Origin of the sequence: Amycolatopsis sp. NPDC004079 (genome assembly GCF_040610415.1) — a bacterium.
Lineage (GTDB): Bacteria > Actinomycetota > Actinomycetes > Mycobacteriales > Pseudonocardiaceae > Amycolatopsis > Amycolatopsis halotolerans.
The window spans coordinates 26,041-47,130 of the sequence record NZ_JBEXMH010000067.1; the positions used below are offsets into that span (position 1 = coordinate 26,041).

Annotated in this window: 18 protein-coding genes; 10 read left to right on the forward strand and 8 right to left on the reverse strand. The window is 69.6% G+C overall.

Features of this window, described 5'->3' with window-relative positions; all coding sequences use genetic code 11:
• Window positions 1-3: 3 nt before the first annotated feature.
• Window positions 4-834 (reverse strand): hypothetical protein, encoded by an 831-nt coding sequence (locus ABZX37_RS40960; RefSeq protein ID WP_354749036.1) that lies wholly within the window; start codon window positions 832-834, stop codon window positions 4-6.
• A 234-nt stretch (window positions 835-1,068) separates the two neighbouring features.
• On the opposite strand from ABZX37_RS40960, the gene ABZX37_RS40965 reads away from it, so the two are divergent.
• The 3 genes from ABZX37_RS40965 to ABZX37_RS40975 are packed head-to-tail and all read left to right on the forward strand — an operon-like array spanning window position 1,069 to window position 6,629.
• Entirely contained in the window at window positions 1,069-2,916 is a 1,848-nt protein-coding gene (locus tag ABZX37_RS40965; protein WP_354749038.1) for an alpha-L-fucosidase, read from the forward strand.
• 9 nt (window positions 2,917-2,925) lie between these two features.
• Window positions 2,926-4,788, forward strand: coding sequence for a beta-N-acetylglucosaminidase domain-containing protein (locus ABZX37_RS40970; RefSeq protein WP_354749040.1), 1,863 nt, complete (start codon window positions 2,926-2,928; stop codon window positions 4,786-4,788).
• 11 nt (window positions 4,789-4,799) lie between these two features.
• Window positions 4,800-6,629, forward strand: coding sequence for a beta-galactosidase (locus ABZX37_RS40975; protein ID WP_354749042.1), 1,830 nt, complete (start codon window positions 4,800-4,802; stop codon window positions 6,627-6,629).
• Window positions 6,630-6,684: 55 nt separating this feature from the next.
• Here the strand turns inward: ABZX37_RS40975 and ABZX37_RS40980 are convergent, their stop codons facing one another.
• The 4 genes from ABZX37_RS40980 to ABZX37_RS40995 form a co-directional block, all read right to left on the reverse strand.
• Window positions 6,685-7,806: a tryptophan 7-halogenase gene (locus ABZX37_RS40980; RefSeq protein ID WP_354749044.1), complete on the reverse strand. Its 1,122-nt coding sequence runs from the start codon at window positions 7,804-7,806 to the stop codon at window positions 6,685-6,687.
• Window positions 7,799-9,697, reverse strand: coding sequence for a LodA/GoxA family CTQ-dependent oxidase (locus ABZX37_RS40985; RefSeq protein ID WP_354749046.1), 1,899 nt, complete (start codon window positions 9,695-9,697; stop codon window positions 7,799-7,801). The genes ABZX37_RS40980 and ABZX37_RS40985 overlap by 8 nt, the downstream gene beginning before the upstream one ends.
• The gene (locus ABZX37_RS40990; RefSeq protein ID WP_354749048.1) at window positions 9,690-10,928 is read right to left on the reverse strand and encodes a ferritin-like domain-containing protein; all 1,239 of its coding nucleotides are present in this window, start codon (window positions 10,926-10,928) and stop codon (window positions 9,690-9,692) included. The genes ABZX37_RS40985 and ABZX37_RS40990 overlap by 8 nt, the downstream gene beginning before the upstream one ends.
• A gap of 326 nt (window positions 10,929-11,254) precedes the next feature.
• Window positions 11,255-11,737, reverse strand: coding sequence for an Lrp/AsnC family transcriptional regulator (locus ABZX37_RS40995; protein WP_354749050.1), 483 nt, complete (start codon window positions 11,735-11,737; stop codon window positions 11,255-11,257).
• Between the two features lie 60 nt (window positions 11,738-11,797).
• Between ABZX37_RS40995 and ABZX37_RS41000 the strand changes: the two genes are divergently transcribed.
• Complete coding sequence (locus ABZX37_RS41000) at window positions 11,798-12,811, forward strand: Glu/Leu/Phe/Val dehydrogenase dimerization domain-containing protein (RefSeq protein WP_354749052.1); 1,014 nt, start codon at window positions 11,798-11,800, stop codon at window positions 12,809-12,811.
• A 66-nt stretch (window positions 12,812-12,877) separates the two neighbouring features.
• Here the strand turns inward: ABZX37_RS41000 and ABZX37_RS41005 are convergent, their stop codons facing one another.
• Window positions 12,878-13,033, reverse strand: coding sequence for a hypothetical protein (locus tag ABZX37_RS41005; RefSeq protein ID WP_344272896.1), 156 nt, complete (start codon window positions 13,031-13,033; stop codon window positions 12,878-12,880).
• 331 nt (window positions 13,034-13,364) lie between these two features.
• Here ABZX37_RS41005 and ABZX37_RS41010 point away from each other — a divergent pair, with 331 nt between their 5' ends.
• A complete protein-coding gene (locus ABZX37_RS41010; RefSeq protein ID WP_354749054.1) occupies window positions 13,365-13,736 on the forward strand; it encodes an STAS domain-containing protein in 372 nt (123 codons plus the stop codon).
• A gap of 126 nt (window positions 13,737-13,862) precedes the next feature.
• Window positions 13,863-14,825 carry a TIGR03557 family F420-dependent LLM class oxidoreductase gene (locus tag ABZX37_RS41015; RefSeq protein WP_354749056.1) on the forward strand — a complete coding sequence of 321 codons (963 nt, stop codon included), beginning with the start codon at window positions 13,863-13,865 and terminating at the stop codon, window positions 14,823-14,825.
• Window positions 14,826-14,891: 66 nt separating this feature from the next.
• Here the strand turns inward: ABZX37_RS41015 and ABZX37_RS41020 are convergent, their stop codons facing one another.
• Both ABZX37_RS41020 and ABZX37_RS41025 read right to left on the reverse strand, forming a co-directional pair.
• Window positions 14,892-15,983, reverse strand: coding sequence for a Vms1/Ankzf1 family peptidyl-tRNA hydrolase (locus tag ABZX37_RS41020; RefSeq protein WP_354749058.1), 1,092 nt, complete (start codon window positions 15,981-15,983; stop codon window positions 14,892-14,894).
• A gap of 27 nt (window positions 15,984-16,010) precedes the next feature.
• Complete coding sequence (locus ABZX37_RS41025; protein ID WP_354749060.1) at window positions 16,011-17,303, reverse strand: NAD(P)/FAD-dependent oxidoreductase; 1,293 nt, start codon at window positions 17,301-17,303, stop codon at window positions 16,011-16,013.
• A gap of 114 nt (window positions 17,304-17,417) precedes the next feature.
• Between ABZX37_RS41025 and ABZX37_RS41030 the strand changes: the two genes are divergently transcribed.
• The 4 genes from ABZX37_RS41030 (at window position 17,418) to ABZX37_RS41045 (ending at window position 20,755) form a co-directional block, all read left to right on the forward strand.
• Complete coding sequence (locus ABZX37_RS41030; protein ID WP_354749062.1) at window positions 17,418-17,879, forward strand: SRPBCC family protein; 462 nt, start codon at window positions 17,418-17,420, stop codon at window positions 17,877-17,879.
• 93 nt (window positions 17,880-17,972) lie between these two features.
• Window positions 17,973-18,479, forward strand: a complete 507-nt coding sequence (locus ABZX37_RS41035; protein WP_354749064.1) for a type 1 glutamine amidotransferase domain-containing protein — start codon at window positions 17,973-17,975, stop codon at window positions 18,477-18,479.
• 657 nt (window positions 18,480-19,136) lie between these two features.
• The gene (locus ABZX37_RS41040; protein ID WP_354749066.1) at window positions 19,137-19,541 is read left to right on the forward strand and encodes an STAS domain-containing protein; all 405 of its coding nucleotides are present in this window, start codon (window positions 19,137-19,139) and stop codon (window positions 19,539-19,541) included.
• A gap of 164 nt (window positions 19,542-19,705) precedes the next feature.
• Window positions 19,706-20,755, forward strand: a complete 1,050-nt coding sequence (locus ABZX37_RS41045; RefSeq protein WP_354749068.1) for a GAF and ANTAR domain-containing protein — start codon at window positions 19,706-19,708, stop codon at window positions 20,753-20,755.
• Window positions 20,756-21,090: the final 335 nt, after the last annotated feature.

Below are 21,090 nucleotides of genomic sequence, written 5' to 3' on the forward strand. Positions count from 1 at the left end.
CTCTCAGCCTGCCCAGCCCCGCCGGATGATGCGTTCCAGTTCGTCCAGATGATGCCGGGCTTCCCGCGCCTGTTCGGCCTCGGCAGTGTCGAAGAGCTGCTCGAGTTCGAGGAGTGCGGCTTGCGCTCTCTGCTCTGGCGAACTCGAGCCAGCCCAGGATTCGCTCCACTGGCCGGACCCTTCCCGGCTCACCGCGGACCGGAAGATCAGCTCTTCCACGGTATCCGTGGCCAGCCCGAGTTCAGCCGCCCAGGACGTCAGCAACGCGACGTACTTTTCATAGACCTCGGGCCGCCATTCGTCGATCATCAGGTGCAGGCCGGTGTGCGTCGAGACCCACCGGCGGACCACGGCGTCCAGGATCGGGGCTTTGTCGGAGGTATGCGCGGCGGTGACGAACCGCAGGTACTTGGTGCCGAAAGCCACGCCCAGGTAGCGCAGTGGCTGGCTCGCCAGATCGCGGAACGCCGCCAACCCGCCCTGCTCGCGTGCGACGACAGCTACCTCCGCCAGCCGATCGACCGCGTGCGGGTTCTTGGTCAGCACGCGGGCGGTGCGCCAAGGGCCGTAACCGACGCGGCCGTATCCCCAGATCATCGCGGCGAGGAACGCCCGTTCGGCACCTTCCGGGGTCACCGCATGCGCCGCGTGGCTGGTGGCTTCGGCTCGGTCGATGCGGTCGGGCAGGGCGTCGAGGAACGCGTGCTGGCTCGGGAAGTACTTGCGCCAAGCCTCGCGGGACCAGCGGATCGGCGGCTGAACCGGCTCGTCCTGGTCCCGCCAGCGCTGGACCGTGTTGGTCAACGCGGCCGGAACCGGCAGCTCGCTTGTCATGGGACCCCTCGGGTAGATGACCGTGGTACTACACGGCAATCCATCTGATCACTGCGCCTCCCCGGCAGCACGAGCCGAAGGCCAGCCAGAAAGCTTGGAACAGCGCTGATCCAAGCCTCGGCGCTTGGGTGAAACCGAGACCTCCTCCGCCGATCAGGTCTAGACATCCGATGGATGCCCGACTTACGCTCCCGGCCGTCACCGTTCGGTCACGGATCCGACAGGAGGACCGCCGTGTCGATTCCCGCGAGCCTGGCGCTTGCCGCGGTACTGGCGGCCGGGGGAACGGCCGCTCCCGCCGCCGCGAAACCCACCGGTTGCCACGGACCCATCCGCCCGGCGGCGATCCAGACTGTGCGGTCGTGCGACGGCATGGACCGGATCCTCGCCAAAGCCGCCGCGACCGTGCCGCGCGCGGGGCAGGTCGCTTGGCAGCAACGGCCGGTCACCGCGTTCACGCACTTCGGCATGAACACCTTCACCGACCGGGAGTGGGGCTCTGGCGCGGAAAAGGAGTCAACGTTCGCGCCGTCGGCAGTCGACACCGACCAGTGGATGCGGTCGATGAAGGCGGCCGGCGTCACACAGGTGATGCTGACCGCGAAGCACCACGACGGTTTCGTCCTTTACCCGACGCGCTACACGAACCACTCCGTCGTCGCGAGTCCGTGGTGGATCACGCCCGGATGCGCCGACGACGCGGTGACGAAGGCCCGCGCGGCCGCGCAGAACGGCCGGGCGGGGGATCCGTCCGCGTATTGGCAGGTCCGCGCCGCCGGATGCGCCAATCCGCGCGGGGACATCCTGCGCGATTACGTTGATTCGGCACGGAAAGCCGGGCTGAAAGTCGGCGTGTACCTGTCGCCAGCGGACGGCGCCGAACTGCCCGCGCAGTTCTTCGCTGACCAGGTGAAACGGGTCGAGGCGAAGGTCGCGGCGGGACAGCCGCTGAGCATCGAGGAGCAGGCGACCTACGACGACCGGGCGAACACGCCTGCCGGTCAGGGCCGCTACGGCACGGGCAGCGCGGCGAAGGCCCGCACGATCCCGTCGCTGGTCCCGAACGACGACCGGGCGGCGGCGCTGGCGGCCGGGAAACTGCCGAAGTTCACCGTCACCGAGGACGATTACAACACCTACTACCTGAACCAGATCTACGAGTTGTTCACCCAGTACGGCCCCATCGACGAGCTGTGGCTGGACGGGGCGAACCCCTGGCGGGGCAACGGAATCAGCGAAACCTACGACTTCACGACCTGGTTCCGGATGATTCACGCGCTGTCGCCGGACACGGTCACGTTCGCCGGACCGGCGGGGGTGCGCTGGGTCGGCAACGAGCAAGGCCAGGCCCGCCAGACCGAGTGGAGTTCCTTGCCGACCACCGGCGATCCGAACACGGCGCACAATGAGGAGTTGTTCGTCGGCGGCGCGGAGGGCACCGACCTCGGTTCCCGGCAGGTGCTCGCCGACCCGTCCGTGCGGTACCTGGAATGGGCACCGGCCGAGGCTGACGTGTCAATCCGGCCGGGCTGGTTCTACCACCCGGACGAACAGCCCAAGACAGCCGCGCAGCTCGTCGATCTCTACCGGGCCTCGGTCGGACGCAACGCCTCGCTGCTGCTGAACGTCCCGCCAGGACCGGACGGACGGGTCGCGCCCGCGGACACTACGGCGCTGGCATCCTTCGGACAGGCCATCGTCAAGACACAGGCGCAGAACCTCGCAGCCGGTGCGCGGGGGCTGAACGCGGTCACGGATTCCTCGCTCACCACGTCGTGGTCGCCGCCGCACGGTGCGCTCGCCGGGACGATGGACGTCGTGCTGCCTTCGGACGTCGCCTTCGATCAAATCCGGCTGGGGGAGGACATCACCCACGGCCAGCACATCGAAGGCGCGACCGTACAGGCCGAAGTGGACGGTTCCTGGCGCACGGTCGCGACTGTCACCACCGTCGGCGCCAACCGTCTCGTCACCCTTCCGTCGCCGGTCATCACCCGTCATCTTCGCGTCGTCATCACGCAGTCGCGGGCGACGCCGTATCTGGCTACCTTCGCGTTGTACCGCACTGTCCCCGCCGCCTGAGAGGAAGTCATGACTCTACGCCGCAGAGCTTGGCTCGCCGCTGTCGTCGCGACGAGTGCCCTCACCGTCGTCCAACCGGCTGCTGCCAAGCCGGGCTCGGTGCCGGTCGTTTCCCCGACGCCGCAACAGATCAACCGCGACGCCGCCGACGTGTCGCTGCCGTCCTCGGTCACGCTCGTAACGGACAAAACCACTGATGACTCGGCCAAAGACCTGCTGATTTCCCTGGTGAAACAGCACGGGGTCAAGAAGATCGGCCCTGGTGGGTTCGTGATCCGGCTCGCCAATGGCGGCGACGCTCCGACGCAAGCGGAGGGCTATTCGCTCGCCGTGCGGCGCGACGGGGTGACGATCAACGGCCGCGACGGTGCCGGACAGTACTACGGCGTGCAGACGCTGCGTCAGCTGTTTGTCCGAAGTGGACACGGCTGGGCGTTGAGCGGTGTCGCGGTACGGGACTGGCCGAACATGGCGCTGCGCGGGTCGATCGAAGGCTTCTACGGTCCACCGTGGACTGACGACGACCGGGTTCGGCAGATCAAGTTCCTCGGCGAGACCAAGGCGAACACGTACGTCTACAGCGCGAAAGACGACGCGTACCTGCGCGATCGGTGGCGGGATCCGTATCCGCAGCCGGAGCTGGACGCGCTCGGCCAGCTGGTGCGCACGGCGAACGCGAACCACGTCGACTTCACCTACGCCTTGTCGCCCGGCGTCTCGATCTGCTTCTCGTCGCCGCAGGATGTCGCTGCGGTGAAAGCGAAATTCCAGGCTGCCTACGACCTCGGCGTGCGCTCGTTCTCGCTGCCGTTCGACGACATCTCGTACACCAAGTGGAATTGCGCTGGCGACCAGACGGCGTTCGGAGCGCCCGGACAGGCGGCTGCGGGCAAGGCGCAGGTCTCGCTGCTCAACGAGATCACCGAGAACTTCGTGAAGAACCACGACGGCGTCCGTCCTTTGCAGACAGTGCCGACGGAGTACAGCGACCTCAAGGACTCGCCGTACAAGACGCAGCTGCGGGAGAACCTCGACCCGTCAGTGGTGGTGCAATGGACCGGAACCGCGGTGGTGCCGCCGAGTGTGACGAACGACGAAGCCCAGCAGGTGTCCACAGTGTACGGGCGGAAAGTGTTCCTCTGGGACAACTACCCGGTCAACGACTACGAGCAGTCGGCCGGACGGTTGCTGCTCGCGCCGTACGCGCATCGAGAAGCGGGACTGTCGAAATATCTCAACGGAATCGTCTCGAATCCGATGAACCAGGAAGCGGCCAGCGAGGTCGCCGAATTCGGCGTCGCCGATTTCTCCTGGAACGACGCGGGCTACTCGCCTGAGCGGTCGTGGCCGCAGGCGCTGGCCCGGCTCGCGGGCGGCGACCAGCGAGCGACGGCGGCGCTGCAGGTGTTCGCGGATCTTGAACACCTGGCACCCGTCTTCGGGCCGACGCCGTGGCAGCCGCAGGCACCGGTCCTCGCGGCTAAGACGGCCGAGTTCTGGCAGCGTTGGAACGCTGGCGATCACCGTTCGCTGGACAAACTGCGTTCGTACGCCCAGCAGATCCGCAATGCTCCCACGGTAATCCGCGGTGGACAGGTGCAGAGCGCCTTCGTCAGCGAGGCCGGTCCCTGGCTGGACGCGACCGCGCTGTGGGGCGACGCGATGGTGACCCGGCTGGACGCGCTCGCCGCGGCGACCCGCGGTGACGACGCCAAAGCCGAGCAACTGACAGCCGCCGCGGACGTGCTGGTCACGCGTGCGGAGGCAGTGAAGACGGGCAACAGCAACCGGTGGGGCGTGCGACAGGCGCTCGTCGGCGACGGCGTGCTCGACGCGTTCCTCGTCCAGGTCCGCGCGGCGACGGTCGGCTGAGCGGGGGAGTGATGGATGTGAGCAGGAGGACCTTCCTCGGCGGCGCGGCCGCGGTCGCCGCGAGCACCGTGTTCGCCGGACCGGCGGGCGCGGCCGGACGTCGCGGGCTGAGCGTGTCCGGCGACCATTTCCTGTTGGACGGCAAGCAATTCCAGATCGTGTCCGGCGCGATCCACTACTTCCGGTTGCGGCCGGACCAGTGGCACGACCGCCTGTCGCGGCTCAAAGCGCTCGGTCTCAACACCGTCGAAACCTATGTGGCCTGGAATTTCCATCAGCCGACACCGGGCCGAGCCGATTTCCGCGGTCCTCGCGACCTCGCCGCGTTCATCCGCTTGGCCGGGGAACTTGGCTTCCAGGTCATCGTCCGCCCGAGCCCTTACATTTGCGCGGAATGGGAATTCGGCGGTCTGCCCGCCTGGCTGCTCGCGGACCGGAACATGGAACTGCGCTGCGCCGATCCGGCTTACCTGAAGGCCGTCGACGCGTGGTACGACCAGCTCATCCCGCAGCTCGAGCCGCTGGAAGCGCAGCACGGCGGGCCGGTCGTGGCCGTGCAGATCGAAAACGAATACGGCAGCTACGGCAATGACACGAGCTATCTCGCGCACTTGCGGGACAGCCTGCGTTCGCGCGGAATAACGAGCCTTCTTTTCGTCGCCGACGGTGCGTCCGAGTTCTTCATGCGCTTCGGCGAGCTGCCGGGCACTTTGGAAGTCGGGACCGGCAACGGCGATCCGGCTCCGAGCATCGCCGCGCTGAAAGCTTTCCGGCCCGGCGCGCCGGTGATGATGGCCGAATACTGGGACGGCTGGTTCGACCACTGGGGCGAACCGCACCACACCACCGATGCCCGGGAAACCGCCGCCCACATCGATCAGCTGCTCGCTACGGGTGCGTCCGTGAACCTTTACATGGCCTGCGGTGGCACCAACTACGGTTTCACCGCTGGTGCCAACACGTCCGGTCTGCAATACCAGCCCACCGTGACCAGTTACGACTACGATTCCCCCGTCGGCGAAGCAGGCGACGTCGGCGCGAAATTCGCCGCGCTGCAGGCGGTGCTCACCAAATACACCAAACAACCAGTCGTCCCGCCACCCGCCAGCTCGCCACGCCTCCCGGCGCAAGCCGTGACCCCCGCCGAGTCTGTGTCCCTTGTGGACTCGCTGCCCGCGCTGTCCACAATGGTCCGATCGGCACAACCGGTGTCCATGGAACGGCTCGGCCAGTCGACCGGTCTGATCCACTACCGCACGACCGTGCAGGGCCCGCATTCGGGCCCGCTCAGCATCCACGGACTGGCGGACCGGGCTTTGGTGTTCGTCGACGGCAGGCAGCTGGGCGTCCTGGACCGCAACCATCCGGACGCGACGCTGGACCTGAAACTGGAGAAACCGCGGACACGCCTGGACATCCTGGTCGACGCCATGGGCCGGGTGAACTACGGGCCGTACCTCGCGGATCGCAAGGGCATCGACGGCTGGGTCGCGATGAACACCCAGCAGAAACTGTTCGGCTGGGAGATCCGGCCGCTGCCGCTGGACGATCTGTCGAGGCTGCGCTTCTCCTCCGGCCCGCCCGGCCCCGGCCCGGCGTTCCACCGCGCGACCGCTGTGGTCGCCGACCCGGCGGACGGTTTTGTCGCCTTGCCTGGCTGGGAGAAGGGCATCGTGTGGCTGAACGGCTTTAACCTGGGCAGGTACTGGAAGATCGGGCCGCAGAAGACGCTTTACGCGCCGAAATCGTTGTGGCGGAAGGGGAAGAACGAACTGGTGGTGCTGGAATTGCACCACCCGGGGTCGACGATCGAGATCCGTCCGGAGGCCGACCTGGGCTGAAGGCGAGCCGTGCGGCTCAGTCCACGGCGTGCTGCCCCGGCACGCCGTGGACTGATCAGCGGACGACGAGGTGCCGGGCCTCGGTGACCCCTTCCCGCCGTCGGGTCCAAAATGGACCGTCCCATCGCTGTTCCGCTCGATAAACCTCCCGGCGTTGCCGGAGGTAGGCGTCGAAGCGGCGGCGCAGCTGCTGCCGGTGCCGGGCGGAATCGACCTGCCCGGTCGCGATCAGGTCGGCGGCGGCCAGTCCGGACTCGATCGCCAGCGTGACTCCGGCGCTGCTGAGCGGGTCGAGCGCCATCGCCGCGTCCCCGGCGGCCAGCCAGCCCCGGCCCGCGCTCGGGGTGAGGAGGTGGGACCGGGCGTCGCGGACGATCAGGGACGGTTCGTCGCGCGGGACGTCGAGGTGGCGGGTAGCTCGGAGGGCGGCCAGCCACCCCATCGGCCTGGCCCAGCCTTCGCGGCGGACCAGGTCGGCGTCGGACAGCAGAGCGAGCGTCAGTCGGCCGCCCGGTTGCGGGGAGGCGTACCACCAGCCGTTTTCCGCCGCTTCGAGCACGACATGCCTGCGTGCGGCCGGATCCGGCACAGTCGCGGCGACGCCGATCAGCCGGTCGGCGAAACAGCGGCGGGCGCCTTGTGCGGCGCCGAACGCGGCGCGGCGGCCCGTGGCGTCGACAACGACGTCCGCGGTCAGGCGGGTTCCAAGACAGGAGAGCGACCAGCCCTTCGCGGTGCGGCTGGCGGAGGACCAGCGGTCCTGGACCAGGACAGCCCCGGCGGCGACCGCGGCGGCACGCAGCGTCCGGTCGAACCGGGTGCGGTCGAGGTGCCAGCCGGGGCCCAGTCCGTCGAGGAGGTAGTCGCGGTATTCCAGGTCGGGGGCGCCCCACGCCGACGCGGTGCCCAGCGATCGCAGGTGGTCGCGGTCGAGATCGGCGGTGCCGAGGCCGAGGCGGGCGAGCGCCCCGGAGATCGAGGGCGGCACTGATTCTCCGGCGGCCCCCAGGGACCCGGCGCTCAACGACAAGGCGCGCGGCGTATCGAGACCGGCCGCCCCACCCGCGCAGGCGGGCCCGGCCGGATCGACCACCACGACCTCGCACCCCGCCCGTCGCAGCGCGATCGCGGCGCTCGTCCCGGCCGGGCCCGCCCCCAGCACCGCGACCCTAGGCATGGTTGTGGTCGTCGAGGACGTACCCCGGCCGCGGCAGCGTCCGCCGCACCTCGACGTACTGCGGTTCCGGCGGCTGGGTGTCGTCGGCGGGCCGGAGCCGGGTGTTGCGGGCGACGAAGCCGAGTTCGTGCCAGTGCTGGGCCATTCCGAGGTTGTCGGCGAACGCCACGTAGCCCTTCACGGTCTGGTCGCGGATCGTGCCGACCCAGCCGACGTGGTTCCACTCGGAAGACCCGGGCTTGTCTCGGCGGGCGTAGACGAACATCGGGCGGTGCGCCGGCCACCACCAGAGGTAGTGTCCGTCGACCCGCAGAACCGAGCAGGTGTTGAAATCCCCTTGCCACGGAACGGAAAGGTACTTCGTGACGTCGCCCGGTTCGAGTCCGCGCGCCGGGTCGGCGATCAGGCTCAGCCGGCCTGCTTCGACCGGCAGGTGCGGGACCGGACGGAGCCGGAACGGAGCGGCGTAGACCGCCGGGACGCGCGAGAGCCACGACATCTCGATCCCGGGCGCGAACGGCGGGCCGCAGCAGTTGCCCAGCGCCGCTTCGGTCAGGTGGTGGCCTGGCCGCCGTTCCGCTTCGGAGCCGGGGTTCGGCGGCTGGTCGGCCGTCAGGAAGTTCCCGTCGGCCCATTGGCCGAGCAGGAAGTACTGGGTCTCGGTGAGGGAGTGGAACTTCGCGGTCAGCTGGCTGTCGTTGGCGGCGTCCTCCCCGACGATGTAGGGCATCATCCGGTAGCCGGTCTTGGCCGAGGCGAGCGTGTTGGGCGTGCGCGGCGGGCGCAGGACCTCGAACAGACGCCGGCGGATCTGGTCGTAGCGCGGGTCTTTCGCGCCGAGCCGGTCCAGGTCGAAGGTGTGCACCTTGGGCGGGACCGCCACGACCCACGGGAGCACGACCGCCCGGCGCAGGATCGGTTCGATCTCCGTCGGGTAGTGCGGCTGGTAGGTCTCCTGCCACTGGCCGTTGTCGTAGAGATCCGGGCGCAGGCCGGTGAACCGGACGGCCGTGTCGAAGATCGTGTCGTAGAGGGTGACCACGTTGACGATCTCGGGCGCGTAGGCGGGCGGGGCGACGATCGCCCACGCCTTGTCGTCGAGGCGGACCTCCTGTTCCGGGCCCAGCACGGTGCCGTGCCGGTCGAGCACGCGCACGACGAGCGTCGCGGACACCGGGCCGTCGGAGACGTCGTCCCACCAGCCGTCGTTGTTGTCGTCGTCGGGGATGCTCGGCGCGGCGTCGGTGGAGTAGGAGATCCCGGAGCCGCCGAGCAGGAGCAGGCTGCCGTCCTTGGCGACCGTGATCCGCCCGAGCGTGGTGATCCGCTGCCGCGCCGGATCCGGGCTGTCCGGCGGGAACGTGCTCCGACTGTGCCCGTCGTTCCGGTCGAACTCGCCGATCCGGGTCCCGCGGCTGCTCACCGTGCGCGGGCCGGGGTCGATGATGAGCTTCTTGCGCGCCTCCCCCTGGACGTCCTCGTTGCGCAGCGGGTGCCCGGCCGGGTAGCCGGTCTCGCCGACCCGGTCCTGGATCCGGTACCAGGACGCCTTCTTGTTCGCGAGGTGCGCTGTCCAGACGATGTCGACGATCGTCGCGGTGCTGCCGTCGGACAGCGGGAGCCGGGCGCCGATCGTGATCGGTTCCCGCCGGTCGGCGGCGTAGAGGGCGAAGGTCGCGGCCTGTTTGCGGAGACGGCCGTGCCGGTCCCGGAAGCCGGCCGGCTCGAACGGCAGGTCGCTCTCGCTTTCGCGGGGCAGCCGCCCGATCCCGTCCGGGGGCAGGTAGTAGTCCTCGGTGCGGTCGCCCGGGCCGGTGTTGCCGAGCCTCGCGAAACCGATCGCCGGGAAGATCGACACCGAACGGCTGAGCTGGGCCAGCGTTTCAGACATGGTCGGCCCCCGTTCTCGTCTCGGGCCGGTTCTCCTGGATCCGGCGCAGGGTGGCGGCGAGCGTCGGCGATCCGCCGGTTCGCCTGCCCGTAGCCAAATCCGCGGCGAGCTGATCGAGTTGCTGCGGTTTCTGCCGGTCTTTCACCGGCAGGTAATGGAAAGCCGGTCCCGCCGTCGGATCGTCGGCGGTGTGGCTTTCGGCGGCAATCGGGGTCTGCATCAGCTCCGTGGCGAGCGACGGAAGGCTCACCCGCATAGCAGGGACGACGCTGGTGAAGAAGAGATCACGGTCGCCTCTGAGCGCTTTCTGGAGGTCGTCGACCATCACGCTGTAGGCGTGGTCGAACAGGTCGCTGAGCGCGGCCGCCGTCTTGTTTTCGTACTTCGCCTTGGCGGGATTGGCGATCATCGGATACGTCGGGGGCAACGGGACAGTGCCGTCGGCGATCGCCTTGAACTTGAAGTAGTGCGACATTTCGAGCGGGGTGCCCAATACCGGCCCGTAGGTGCCGTCGGCGCGCGGGCCGTAGTACTCGTACTGGCCCCACGGCTCGCGGATCCGGTATTCCGGGTCGTCCAGTTTGCCGCTCATGTCGGCGCCCTCACCCTGTTCGACGATCTCGTTGACCGCCTTTTTCGCGGACGCGAGATCCTTCACGAGGACGACCGTTCCGCCGCTGTTGCCGAAGTTCCACTGTTCGCTTTGCCGGGAGACGTCGTAGGCGCGCCCGGGCGTGCGGTCGTATTCCTCGAGTTTTTTCAGGATCGCTGTGTACAGCTGGCCGATGGTCGAGAAATCCTCCTCCTGTCCGACCGCGTCCGGCTGGGCGGGCTGTTCGATCCGCATGAACGTGCTGCGGAACAGCTCCGGCGACGCCGCCATGAGCTGCAGATACGGCCCGCCGTCCTCCGCGTCCTCCGAGAGGTAGGTGGGATAGCTCGGCGGAAACGGATGTGCCGCGCCCGCCTCGGTGACCAGGGTCGGGGTGCCGCCGACGGCGTTGAGCAGGTTCGCGGCCAGATTGAGGTGGAGCATTTCCTCGAGCGCGACCCCGCGCACGAATTGGTAGGCCGAGGAGGCTTTGTCCTTGATCGAGTACATCGCGGTGAGATAGGGCGGAATGGTGGCGAACTCCACTCTCAGCGCGATGTCCAGCAGTTCTCGAAGTGTCTTGCCATGCGGTTGTGACGGAATGAGGTAACGATGCTCGGACACGGTGACAGCAGTCATGGCGACTCCCTCTCGATTGCGCCAGTGGCGATTCCGGGCAATTTCGCACGACGGCGACCCCCTGCCCGTGCTGGCGACACTAGCAGCGGCCGGATCAGCCATCCAACGTCCGAACGGGCGCACTTCGGCATGGGCAACGTGGCAAAGAAGCGCAGGCGACCTAATGGTCAACGAAGCTCTAAGGTTTTCTTATCGGGAAAGCAGTTCCGCGAGGTGGGTTTCTTTTGCGGTGGCGGATTAATTGGTCTTTACGCGATGCCGGCGGCCGGATGAGCGGTTCCGGCCAGACTGGCGCGGGCCGCGTCCGGGACAGGGGTCCGCCCGCGTCACTGATTCCCGGCGAGGTTTTCGATCGCCCGTTTCCGGCTGTGGTCGAACACGATCGAACTGCGGAACTGCACGACCTCCTTGCGGCTGCTGAGATCCTCGACGAGGAACGTGTGCAGCCGCGAGACGTCCGGGACCGCGACGTGCAGCAGGAAATCGTCGCCGCCGGCCAGGACGAAGACGGCCATCACCTCCGGCATCGCGAGCGCGTCGCGGCGGAAACGGTCGATGATCGGCTGGCTCAGCGGGCGGATCTGCGCGAACACCATGGCCTGCACCGACCTGCCGAGCGCGGGCAGGTCGACCTCGGCGTGGAAACCGGTCAGCACCTGGCGGGCCTGCAGCCTGCCGATGCGCTCGGAACAGGTGGACGCGGCGACTCCGACGCGTTCGGCGAGGTCGCGCATCGGGATCCGGGCGTCCTGCTGGAGTTCGTGGACGATGAGGCTGTCGATCCGATCCAGGTTCGGCAGTTCGGGCATTTGCCGAACATATCACTGCCAGCGCGTCCAGGTGCGCGACAGAAGAGGCAGGGTGGCGTCATGAACCGAACAGAGAGTTTCGCTGGGGAAGCACTTCAGATCGTCCGCGGCGCGAGGTCGGGAGTCGCGATCGCCGTCGCGATCCATTCGACGGCGCGGGGACCGGCGATCGGCGGGTGCCGGATCAAGGAGTATCCGTCGTGGCGGGACGGGGCGGAGGACGCGCTGCGGCTGTCGGCGGCGATGACGATGAAGTGCGCGCTGGCCGGACTTCCTTACGGGGGCGGCAAAACTGTCGCCGTCCTGCCTGCGGAAGGAGTGCGGCGGCGCGACCTGATCGCTGACATCGCCGAAGCGATCGCCGCACTCGGCGGGCGGTATCGCACGGGGCCGGACATCGGGTCGACGTCCGAGGACATGGCGGACATCCACCGTCTCGCCCACGGCTGGGCGTTCTGCCGTCCGGAAGCCCAGGGCGGCAGCGGAACGTCGAGCGCGGCGACCGCGCGGGGAGTTGTGGCGGCGCTTCAGGCCGGTGTCGCGCCGGGTTCGGTCGCGGGGCTGCGGGCGGGCGTGATCGGATTCGGGAGCGTCGGACGGCTCGTCTGCGAGTCGCTGCTCGAGCGCGGGGCGGACGTCGTCGTGACGGACGTCGACAGCGGGCTCCGGCCGGTCGCGGAACGGCTTGGCGCGACCTGGACGACGAAGGACCTCGTGCGGGAGCGGCTGGACGTCCTGGTGCCCGCCGCGACGGGCGGCCTGCTGACGGCGGAGTCGGCGGCGGCGTGCGGGGCGTCGCTGATCGTGGGGCCGGCGAACAACCAGCTCGCCGCCGAGGAGGTCGCGACGGTGCTGCGGGACCGGGGGATCACGTGGATCCCGGACGTCGTCGCGAGTGCGGGCGGGATCATCCACGCGGTCGGCTGCGAGGAACTCGGGATGGACGAGGCCGCGGCGAACGCGAAGATCGACGCGATCGCGGACACGGCAGGCGCGGTGCTGTCGCGCGCCCGCGATCGGGGCCTGACGACGGTGCGAGCCGCGCGGGAACTGGCGGCCGGGCTGCTCGGTTGAGCGAAGCGGGCTGAGGCCCCGGGACGCGTCCCGGGGCCTCAGCCCGTGTTTTCCGTTTCCGCTGGATCAGTACCAATGGGCGCGGCCGCCGATTCGGCGTCCGGTCCCGCCGAGCACCGCCAGTATCGCGCCGATCACCACCAGCGCGATCCCGATGCTCCACAAAATCTGGATCGAGGCGACGAACCCGATCACGAGCAGAATGACGCCGAGAACAATCACGGGGAAAACCTCGTCTTCCTTCTCTCAGTGGGGAATGAGGCGTGCTCACAACCGGATACCCTCACTCGGTCGAGTGAAACATGGGATCGGCGGGCAATTCTGCGGCCGCGGCCATTCGCGCGGTGTGAATTTGTCACCACATTGCTCGGCGAGAAGGAAGGAGATCAGGCAAATGGCGTAAGGAAGAGCATCGGCATTAATGCCGCGGGCCGAACCGGACGAAGCGGATTGATCGCCGCTCACCTGCGTCGCGGCCGAGGGACGGGCATCATGGTGGGGTGTCTCCCTCCTGCCCGGCCGGGCAGGGGCGACCGACGACGGGACCATCACGATGGACGAGCCGACCGCTCCCGGCAGCGACCCGGTGCGCGAGTTCCGCGTCGAGCGCGCCGATCGGCCCCCGGCCGCGGTGCTGACGGTGTACGGCGAGGTCGACATGGTCACCGCGCCGCTGCTGACCGCCGCTGTCGACGAGGTGCTGGCCGCGGCTCCGCCGGCGCTGGTGGTGGATATCGCCGCGGTGGAATTCCTGGCTTCGGCCGGGCTGACCGCGCTGGTGACCATGACGCGGGCCCGGGCGTCGCGCGCCGTCCTGCGGATCGTCGCGTCCGGCCGGGCGACCGTGCGGCCCATCCAGCTCACCGGTCTGGAGCAGAGCCTTCTCCTGTACCCGACGGTCGAGGCGGCGCTGGCCGGGTCCTGACCGCCCGGCGTCTCTTTCGGACAGACGCGACGGGTGAACCGGGCCGGGACAGGGTAACCGGGCGGCGGAAAGAGGTTCCGGGGCGGCCGTACGCGCCCTGAGAAGAGCCCGTCGAACGGGGAGAAGATGCGCATCGGCTACACCTTGATGACTGAACAGACCGGACCGCGCGAGCTGGTCGGCTGCGCGACCGCCGCCGAGCGGGCCGGGTTCGATTTCGCCGCCTGCAGCGACCACTATTCGCCGTGGCTGGCCGAACAGGGGCACGCGCCGTACGCGTGGAGCGTGCTCGGCGCGGTGGCGCAGGCGACCGAGCGGATCGAACTCATGACGCTCGTGACCTGCCCGACCATGCGGTACCACCCCGTGGTGGTGGCGCAGAAGGCCGCGACCGTGCAACTGCTGTCCGACGGCCGGTTCACCCTCGGGCTCGGGTCGGGGGAGAACCTGAACGAACACGTCGTGGGCCAGGGCTGGCCGTCGGTGTCGGTGCGGCACGACCGGCTCGCCGAAGCGGTGCAGATCATCGGCGGCCTGTTCGACGGCGGCACGTTCACTTACACCGGCCAGCACTACCGCGCCGACGGGGCGAAACTGTGGGACCTGTCGCCGACGCGGGTGCCGATCGCGATCGCCGTGTCCGGCCCGAAATCGGTGCAGCGGTTCGCTCCGGTGGCCGACGCGATGGTGGCGGTCGAGCCGAACGCGGAGCTGTGCACGGAATGGGACCACGACCGGCTCGGGCCGCCGGCGCGCAAGATCGGCCAGCTGCCGATCAGCTGGGACCCGGACCGCGGCGCGGCGATCCGGCGCGCGCACGAGCAGTTCCGCTGGTTCGGCTCGGGGTGGCCGGTGAACGCGGAGCTGCCCGGCACGCGGGCGTTCGACGCGGCGACGCAGTATGTGCGTGAGGATGATGTGGCGGCGGGGATTCCGTGCGGCCCGGATGCGGGGCCGATTGTGGACGCGGTGAAGGAGTTCGCGCGGGCGGGGTTCACGGATGTGGCGTTGGTGCAGATCGGCGGTGCGGAGCAGCAGCCGGGGTTTGCGGAGTTCGCGGAGCGGGAGTTGCTGCCTGCGTTGCGGTAAAAGTCCACTGTAGACAAATGGCTGGGCCCGGGTGTCGAGGCACCCGGGCCCAGCTCCGCACGCCCGTCACGGATGTCGCAGCAACGCCCCGAATCCGTCGGCCAGATCGAGCCGTTCGTCCATCACCACGACGTCCGCGCCGACGGCCACCGCCGCGTACGGCAGGGCTTCGTCGGCGCGGCGGCGGGCCGGGTCGTCCGCTCCGAGCGCGTCCAGTCGCGGTTTCGCCACGCCGACCTGGGTCGGTTCCGTGCCGGTGTACACGCTGGCCTCGCCGGAGCCTCCGACCAGCAGCGTCGCCACGTTCGCCTCGGCCAGCGCGGCGGTGACGGCGGACAATCCGCTGACCGCCAGTGCCGAGTCGCGCCCGGCGCCGGCGCGGAAGCGGTCGGCCAGGTCGTCCAGTTCGCGCAACCGTTGTCCGGTAAGCAGTTCGTGAACGGCGCGGTCCAGTTCGGCGCGGTCGGCACCGGAGGCCCGGCCGCCCGCGTCGACTTCCGCGGTGAGCGAGCGGGCCGGTTCCGGAAGGCGTTCGCGCAGTTCGGTGCGGGCCTGGACTTCACCGGCCAGGACGATCGCCCGCGGCCGCACGCGTTCGGCGGCCTTCGCGATGCGGTCGGCGACTTCCGAGAGGTTGCGGCGCGTGGTCTGCTCGGCGTGCGACTGGATGTCGCGGTGCGCGGGACCGCCGCCGCGGACCTTGTGCACCGGGTGTTCCTGACCCTGCACGGTCTCGGTTTCCACGCTTCCGTCGGGCCGGTGCACCTCGATGTCGGCGCCGGTCCGGTCGACGAGCACCACCAGGTGCGCGGGGGCCTCTTCGAGATGGCTCACCGTCGGCAGGAAGTACGGCAGCGCCGAGTAGCGCGCCTCCTGCGCCGGTGGCGGAGCGGCGAGCCGCCGGTCGAGCAGGACGGTGCCGTGCGCGGCGACGACGGTGCGGCCGGCCGGTCCGACCGGCGGCGGACTTTCCTCCACAGCGCGGAGAACTTCCCCGACAGTCGGCCGGTCGGCGCCCTGGTCTTCGAGCGTGGCCTCGATTTCCTTGAGCCGCAACCGCAACTGCTTGGCCGCGTCTTCGGTGTCGTGCGATTCGTCGAAGTGCACCGAGACGAACGGACCGTCGGTCAGCAGTGCGCGGAGTTCGTGTGTGTCCATTTCTTCCTCCCAACGTTTGGGAAAGTCTCACCGGGTCCGAGGCAACTCGGGCGACGCGGTGTCCAGCGGGACCGCGCCGGAACGGACGAGCCCCAGCTGCACGGTCTGCCGCCGCCCGGTCTTCTGCAGCGCCCAGTCGGCGGCCGTGCGCAGGCGGTTTCCCGGCAGGGACAGCAGATGGTAGCCGCGGGTCACCAGCCGGGCGGGAAGGCCGGCCAGCGGGATGTGCAGCGGATTGGCCGCGCCCTGGCCCGAACCGAGGTCGACGGCGAAGCCGAGATCGCGGTGCCGGTACCGGCGCGGGCGGCCGGCCCCGAGCGAAGCGGCGACGTTGTTTCCGGCCAGTTTCCCTTGCCGCTGCGCGTGTTGCGCGGTCATCGGCGTGGTCTCGCCGGGACGGGTCAGGTCCGGCACCGCCGCCGCGTCGCCGCACGCGAACACGTCGTCGCGGCCGGGCACGTTCAGCTCCGGCGTGACGACCAGCCTGCCCTTCACGGTTTCCAGACCCAGGCCGGACACCAGCGGATCGGGACGGACGCCCACGCACCACACGAGCGTGTGCGTCGGCACCGCGTCGCCGGTGGTCAGCGTGACGCCTTCGACATCCGCCTGGTCCACCGACGTCTTCATCCGGACCTCGACACCGCGCTCGCGCAGCACCCGGTCGGCGGTGGCGCCGAGCCGAGGGTCCAATTCGGGCAGTACGCGTTCGGCGATGTCCAGCAGCAGCCAGCGCATCGGCTGCCCGTCGAGTTCGGGGTGGCGGCGCGCGAGGTCGGCGGTGAACTCCGGGCCCTGCGCGGCGACCTCCGTGCCGGTGTAGCCCGCGCCGACGACGACGAACGTGCACCGGGCGTCGCGTTCGGCCCGGTCGTCGGTCGCGGCGGCCAGTTCGATCTGGCGGGTGACGTGGTCGCGCAGGTACAACGCTTCAGGCAAGCCCCGGAAACCGTGCGCGCATTCGGCGACCCCGGGGATCGGCAGCAGCTTGTTGACGCTGCCCGCCGCGAGGACCAGCCGGTCGTAGCCCAGGGTCCCCTGGCGGTCCTCCGGGTCGGTGAAGGTCACGGTGCGGGCGTCGAAGTCGACCGACTCCGCGGTGCCCAGCACCAGCCGCACGCCGCGCAGAGTGTCCGGAATGGACACCGCGACGTGCCGGGGGTCGACGATGCCGCTGGCCACCTCCGGCAGCAGCGGCAGGTACAGGAAATAGTCGGTCGGGTTCAGCACGACGATCTCGGCGCGGTCGCCGAGGGTGCGCAGCAGCTTCCGCGCCGCGTGGTATCCGGCGAATCCGCCGCCGACGATCACGACTCGCATGGGCGCCTCCTTTCCGCCGCACGGGTACCCGGCGCGCGGCCGGGCAATCGCGCCGGTTTCGTCCCGCCGCGCCCCGGGCACCCGGTGCCGGTACCCGCTTGCGAGGAGGAGTGGATGAGCAGCACGATCACCGAAATCGTGGACGTCGAGGTCCCGGTGTCGACCGCGTACAACCAGTGGACGCAGTTCGAATCCTTCCCCGAATTCATGGAAGGCGTGGAGGAGATCCGCCAGCTCGACGCGACGCACACGCACTGGGTCACCCGGTTCGGCGGCGTCGGCCGGGAGTTCGACGCGACCATCACCGAGCAGCACCCGGACGAACGCGTCGCGTGGCGCTCGGATTCCGGGCCGGACCACGCCGGGGTGATCACGTTCCACCGGCTGGCCGACACGGTGACGCGGGTCACCGCGCAGATGGAGATCGACCCGGAGGGGCTCGCCGAGAACGCCGCCGACAAGCTCGGCATCCTTGACCGGCTCGTGAAGGGGGACATGCTGCGGTTCAAGCAGTTCATCGAACAGCGCGGACGCGAAACGGGGGCGTGGCGCGGCGACGTCGAGACTCCGGGCTGACGCGGCTGTCGTGGGACACCGCACAAGCGGCATGGCCCGGCCGGGCCGCGGGTAACCGGGCGGCAACGGACGCCGTTCAGAGAGGAGACCAGCATGGCCCGCGTGGCAGTGCTCGTGGACGAAATGACCGAGGACGACGAATTCCTGGTGCCGTGCGAGCGGTTGCGCTCGGCCGGGCACGAGGCGGTGGTCGTCGGCTTGGAGCGGGGCAAGAAGCTGACCGCCTTGCACGGCACCAAAATCACCACCGAACAGGCCGTGGACGAGGTCGGCGCGGCGGACTTCGACGCGGTCGTGGTGCCCGGCGGGTATTCGCCGGACAAGATCCGCACCAGCGAGCCGATGGTCGCGCTGGTCCGAGAAACGGCCGCCGCGGGCAAGCCGGTCGCGGCCGTGTGCCACGGCCCTTGGCTGCTCGCCGAATCCGGACTCGCGCGCGGCCGGACGGTCACTTCCTGGCCGTCGCTGCGAACCGACCTGCGCAACGCCGGCGCGGAGTGGGTCGACCGCGAGGTCGTGACGGACGATGGCGTCATCACGTCGCGCAATCCCGATGACCTGCCCGCGTTTTGCGACGCGCTGCTCGAGCGGTTGAAGTAAAGCCGGTAAGTCTTAGGACAGCGCGTACCGAAGTGGTTCAGCGTCGCGGGGAGCCGCCCCGTCCGCAGGTCGGCGGCGGTGCCTCGCGGCGCGAAGCCCGCTTGCTGCAACAGTGCGGCGAGCAGCGTCGAAGCTGTGTCGAAGCCGTAAGGAATCCGCGCACGGCAACATTTCCGGGTCGCGGTGGAAGAACGGCGTGTAGCTCAGGAACGTCAGGTGCTTTCGCGCAGCAGCGCGGGCGTGCTGGCCAGCCGGGGGCAGTTCCGGGCTCGCGGCCGCGCGGGTGGTCGCCACGCTGTCTGGGTACTCGGTTCAGTTCGGGTGAAACCGGGGAGCGCTGGTTTCCGCTCCGGCGCGAGCAGTGGAGTCCATTATGGACAGTGAGCGGATCCTGGCGAGGAACGGTTTCAACCTCACGGGAGTTCCTGCGCTGTCGCTTGTGTCCGGGCGTCGAGGACTGTCCATTGTTCACCGTGCCCCGGCGAGATCGATGCTTCGGCAGGTCGAGGGCAGTGCGGCGGGCGCGACACTGCGGTAGGGTCTGGGCAGGAGCGGTTCAGCCCACGTGCCGTCGCCTGACCCAATGCGGCCCGTTGCTCCGGGCCCAGGGCCGGGCCGCGAGCGTCGGCCCGGTCTCGCATCTGCGAGGAGGGCTCCATGGTGCATGAAACGCTTTCGTATCTGCCGGGGACACCGGCCAGAACACTGATCACCGCCACCGCCGGCGAAACCGTCGTCGCGGTCTCCGCGGAACTGGACGTCCGCTCCACCGCCCGGCTGCGCGAAGTGCTGGCCGGGGAAATGGCACTGCGTCCGCCTGCCCTGATCGCCGACGTCTCCGCCTTGACGTTCTGCTCGGTCAGCGGGCTGGAAGTGCTGACCGACGCCGCGCGGGCGGCGGACGCGGCGGGTATCGCGTTCGTCGTCGTGGCCGGGCAGCGCGCGGTGCTGCGGCCGCTGCGCGTTCTCGGCCTCGACCGGGAGTTCCGGGTGGTCGAACGCCTTGCCGACGCCATCGAACCGGGCGCCGCCGCGCGGAGTCTCGCGGCCGAGGTCGGCTAGCCGTCCCGTTCCGGTCCGGCCCCTCGGGAAAACCGGTGGGGCCGGGCCGGAACTGTGCCCGCGAGCGCGGTGAAAACGCGACCCGGCACGGTCGCGCGTCCGGTCCGGGATCCGAGTACCTTGGCAGGCGCTTGCTGGTTGCCCGGGCCGGCGGGGAGGGAATCGTGAAAGGCGGAAGCGGAGCGTCGGTCGACTATTCGGCCGTGGTGCGGCTGAGCGGCGATCCGGCCGAATTGCGCGGAGAAGTGGGCGAAGCGCTGTCCGCGGAGCCGCGGATGGTGGTCTTCGAGCTGAGCGAGCTGACGTCGTTCTCAAGCCAGGACCTCGCCGCGCTGCGCGAGACCGCCGGGCGGAGCGAAGCAGTGTTCGCCTGCCGGGAGGGCGGAGTGGCCCGCCAGGTGCTCGAAGACGAGGGCGTGCCGGTCGCCGATTCCGCGTCCGCGGCGCTGGCTTTCGAGGACGAGTCGCTGCGGCCCTCGGGCGAGCAGTTCCGGACGCTCACCGAGATGCTCCTGGCCGCGCGTTCAGTGGGCGATGTCCTGCAGCTGATCGTGGACGCGACCGCGTCGCTGGTGCCCGCCGCCGAACTGGTGTCGATCACGCTGCGCGCGCCGGACGGGAACTTCCACACCGCCGCCTACACCGACCCGGCGGCCGCCGAGCTGGACCGGCTGCAGTACCGCCTGGGCGAAGGCCCCTGCCACGACGCCGCGATCCCGAACCGGCCCGAATTCCTCGAATGCGCCGACCTGAGCAAGGACGAACAGTGGCCGCGATGGGCCGCGGCGGCGGCCGAGGTCGGCTGGCGCGCGGTGCTGGCGACCGCGCTGGTCGACGACGCCGTGTCGCGGTTCTCCGGCGCGCTCAACCTCTACTCCCGCACCCCCGGCGGCCTGACGGACGCCGACCGCGACGTCGTGCTGCTCCTGGCCAGCCACGCGACCCTCGCGGTGGCCGAAACGGACGCGGTCACCCGGAGCGAACTGCACCAGGCGCAGCTGCGGCGCGCGCTGGACAGCCGGGACGTGATCGGCCAGGCCAAGGGCATCATCATGGCGCGCCGGGGCCTGGACGCGGAGGAGGCGTTCGACCTGCTGCGGCGGACTTCGCAGCAGCTGAACGTGAAGCTGGTGCACCTGGCGGGGACGCTCGCCTCCCGGCACGAGGAGCTGGACGGGCCGGTCGCGCAGCTGGGGGAGCCGGACCCGGTGTGAGGGGCGATGCCGGGGCCTTGAGCCGCGTGACCTCGGCCCGCTGAGCCGGTGGCTGTTTGCCTGGAGCCGTGAGGGAATCAGAGTCCCATGCCGGGAACTCAAGGCTGTGAGGCGGACGCGCTGCTGGCGTGTTTCCCCAGCTCAGCTGGCTCGATCCGGTTGAACGCACGTCGCCGTGGGCCCTAGCCCGGGAGCGGAAGCCGGGTTGTGGTCCGTGAAGGGCTCCTTGAGGGAATCTGACCTGGATCCACCGGGTGGTTTTTTGTTGATGTTGTTGGTGGGTGTGGGTTGTGTTGTGGGGGTGTGGGCGTGTTGGTGTGGCTGGCGTCGCACCA